The organism is Kocuria subflava, from assembly GCF_012163155.1.
Taxonomy (GTDB): Bacteria; Actinomycetota; Actinomycetes; order Actinomycetales; family Micrococcaceae; genus Kocuria; species Kocuria subflava.
In genome coordinates this window covers 1-508 of record NZ_JAAVUN010000265.1, presented here as the reverse complement: position 1 = coordinate 508, position 508 = coordinate 1, and the positions used below count along the sequence as shown (strand labels likewise).

Below are 508 nucleotides of genomic sequence, written 5' to 3'. Positions count from 1 at the left end.
TGCGCCGTCGTTGATCACTCGCGGAACCAACGACGTCCAGCAGGTCCAGATGTTGGTCCTCATGGGACTCAACATGATGGTCGCCGCACCGTTGATGGCCGCGGGCGGGATCATCATGGCCATCCGCGAGGACCCCGGGCTCTCCTGGCTCGTGTGGGTCTCGGTTCCGTTGCTCGCGGTGCTCATCGGTGTGATCGTGGTGCGGCTGATGCCCATGTTCCGTTCGATGCAGTCCCGGATCGACGAGATCAACGGAGTCCTGCGCGAACAGGTCGTGGGCCTGCGCGTGGTGCGGGCCTTCGTGCGGGAGGACTACGAACGCAACCGGTTCGCCACCGCCAACGACGCGCTGGCCACGGTCTCCATGCGCATCGGCGAACTGTTCGTGCTCATGTTCCCGCTCATCATGATGGTCCTGCACGTGGCCACCGCGGCCGTGGTGTGGTTCGGAGCGCACCGGATCGACGACGGTCAGCTCGAGGTCGGTGGCATGACCGCCTACATCCAG

The 508-nt window shown here is 65.0% G+C and carries 1 protein-coding gene; it reads left to right on the top strand.

What is annotated here, in order from left to right; translation table 11 throughout:
- On the top strand, positions 1-508 hold a 508-nt coding region (locus GTW58_RS14110), incomplete at both ends, for an ABC transporter permease (RefSeq protein ID WP_168023661.1).